Source organism: Bacillus sp. LR--39 (assembly GCF_053613335.1).
The window spans coordinates 1-2384 of the sequence record NZ_JBSIOT010000040.1; the positions used below are offsets into that span (position 1 = coordinate 1).

Consider the following 2384-nt stretch of genomic DNA (forward strand, 5'->3'; position numbering starts at 1 on the left):
TTTTCAGCGTGATTGAAAACCCTTGAAGTCTAGGAAGAACGAGCATTGGAGCGCAGCGAATGTTTGGAATTCGTGAGCACCGAAGCGCAGGCCTGAAAACGAATGCGAGGGTTTGTCGACACGCTGAAACCCCCGCGGGTGCGGGGGTTTTCTTATTACAGCAGCTTCTTCCCTAGCAGGGATTCTACCAGCTCTACTGCTGTTTTACCCGTTTTGTTTTTGTGATCAAGGATCGGGTTAACCTCAACGAATTCGGCTGAGGTAATGATGCCTGCGTCATACAGCATTTCCATAGCCAAATGGCTCTCCCGGTAGCTGATGCCGCCGACGACAGGGGTTCCGACACCCGGTGCGTCGTTCGGATCAAGTCCGTCCAGATCAAGGCTCAGATGGACGCCATCACATGCTGATAAATAATCAAGGGTTTCTTCAATGACCTTTGTCATGCCAAGACGGTCGATTTCGTGCATTGTGTACACCTTCATGCCGCTTTCCTTAATGTACTTGCGCTCCCCTTCATCAAGTGACCGGGCGCCAATGATAACGACGTTTTCCGGTTTGATTTTAGGCGCGTACCCTTCAAGGTTAACCAGTGACTCATGGCTAATGCCGAGGCTGACCGCGAGCGGCATGCCGTGAATATTGCCCGATGGTGAAGTTTCAAGTGTATTCAAATCGCCGTGCGCGTCATACCAGATGACGCCGAGATTATCGTAATGCTTCGCTGTGCCTGCAAGCGTGCCGATTGCAATACTGTGGTCACCGCCCAGGACAAGCGGGAATTTTTTCTCTTCGATGACTTTGTTGACCTTTTGCGCGAGTTTTTCATTTCCCGCCAAAACGGAATTCAGGTTTTTCAGTTCCTCGTCATTTTTGATTTTTTCGCGGTTGATCGGAATGTCACCGAGATCTTCAACCGTATACCCCATGTCTGACAGCCGCTCGATCAGATGAGCGTACCGGATGGCACTCGGGCCCATATCCACTCCGCGTCGTGCTTGTCCTAAATCCATTGGCATTCCAATAACCGAAATCATTTTATCCATCTGTGATTCCACCTCAACATTTAAGATAATGTCCTATGCGGGTTATAACAAAGATGACTTGCGGACAACGTTTTTAAAGCTCTAGCTGACGATTTGTCTGCTGGCGTTTTTTAATGACGACATGATAAATGATGTAGCAAATGATCATAAACGGTACGCCGCAATACAGCGCGATACGCTGCTCCGGATCAAATGCAAGGCTGATAAGCACGACCGTATTTAACGTCAGGCCGATCAGCGGAAGCACCGGATACAGCGGTGTTTTGAATTTCAGATCTTCTGTCTTGCCGCCTTCGCGGATATATTTGCGTCTGAACATGATTTGGGAAAGCGAAATCGTAATCCAGCCGACCTGCGCGCTCATGCCCGCCAATGATAACAGCACCATATATACGGTTTCAGCCTGCGCAAACTTTGTCAGAAGTGATAGGCAGGCCACAGCCATCGTTACGATTAACGAGTACATCGGCACACCGCGCTGATTTGTTTTTCCGAGCGCTTTGAAGGCCTGTCCTTCATTCGCCATCGCGTACAGAATACGTGTCGATGCGTATAAACCTGAGTTCGCAACAGATAACAGTGCGATTAAAATAACAAAGTTCATGATATCAGCTGCATATGGGATTCCGATTTGCTCAAATACGGCAACAAACGGACTTTCCACGACTCCAGCCTGTTTCCACGGAATCATGCCGGCAATGACAATGATTGAAAGCACAAAGAAGACAAGCGTTCTCCATACTGTCTGTTTGATCGACCGTGGAATCGTTTTTTCAGGGTCTTCACTTTCTCCGGCTGCAACCCCGTTCAGCTCAGTCCCCTGAAACGCAAAATTCACAGTAATCATCGTAATCAGCATTGCCTTTATGCCGTTCGGAAATAACCCGTCTTCATAAAAATGTGTCAAAAACGGCGCCTGCTCTCCGCCCTTCAGATCAATCAGGCCAAACATGGCAGCTCCGCCGAGAATAATAAATAAAAGGATAATCAAAATTTTAATGCCCGAGAACCAGAATTCAGATTCCGCAAAGGGTTTTGTGGTGATCGCATTTAGAATAAACATCAGTGCCGCAAAGACCAGACACCAAATCCATACGTCTATATGCGGAAACCAGCGTTGCATCAGCTGCCCCGCTGATAAGAATTCAATGGCGCATGTAACCGCCCAGCCGAGCCAGTACAGCCAGCCGAACGCAAACCCGAAGGCCGGGCTGATAAATTTCGTGGCATAGGTCTGGAAGGACCCCGACACGGGAAAGGCGACTGCCAGCTCTCCTAAGCAGAGCATGGTCAAAAACATGATAAATCCGCCCACTAAATAGGACAGAACCGCGCCGA

The 2384-nt window shown here is 48.7% G+C and carries 2 protein-coding genes; both read right to left on the reverse strand.

Translation table 11 applies throughout. The features are described 5' to 3' along the window. Positions 1-155: 155 nt before the first annotated feature. Positions 156-1046, reverse strand: coding sequence for an arginase (rocF, locus tag ACWHAR_RS19915; protein WP_452087604.1), 891 nt, complete (start codon positions 1044-1046; stop codon positions 156-158). A gap of 73 nt (positions 1047-1119) precedes the next feature. Beyond that, on the reverse strand, positions 1120-2384 hold a 1265-nt coding region (locus tag ACWHAR_RS19920), incomplete at its 5' end, for an amino acid permease (RefSeq protein ID WP_452087605.1).

Bases quoted from the DNA above. Each gene is read 5' to 3' on its own strand.
- rocF (WP_452087604.1), bottom strand. From the start codon at position 1,046: ATGGATAAAATGATTTCGGTTATTGGAATGCCAATGGATTTAGGACAA.